Below are 274 nucleotides of genomic sequence, written 5' to 3'. Positions count from 1 at the left end.
ACAATGGCTTGTGCTAATGCCGTTTTCATCCGCTGGCCTTGAGAAAAACCTTTGCAGCGACGGTCACAAATGTCTTCCAGCTTTAATTGTGCAATCACATCTGCGGTGGCTTCTTTCGCTTGTTTGCGCGACATACCGCTGAGTTCGGCAAAGAAGCTAATGTATTCACGCGGGCTTAAACGTTCATATAAACCAAAAGGGTCGGGGAATAGGCCTAACTGCTTTTTGGCGCCAATTGGATCAACTGCAACATCTATGTTATCAACGGTAGCTG

At 46.7% G+C, this 274-nt stretch carries 1 protein-coding gene; it reads right to left on the bottom strand.

What is annotated here, in order from left to right:
• A partial coding sequence (locus AAEZ10_RS27315) for a P-loop NTPase family protein (protein ID WP_350571803.1) occupies positions 1 to 274 on the bottom strand: 274 nt, incomplete at both ends.

Source organism: Pseudomonas sp. H26/SER47-MNA-CIBAN-0231 (assembly GCF_040310465.1).
Lineage (GTDB): Bacteria > Pseudomonadota > Gammaproteobacteria > Pseudomonadales > Pseudomonadaceae > Aquipseudomonas > Aquipseudomonas atacamensis.
Note: the sequence above shows the minus strand (reverse complement) of the source record. Positions and strands in the feature narration are given on the sequence as shown.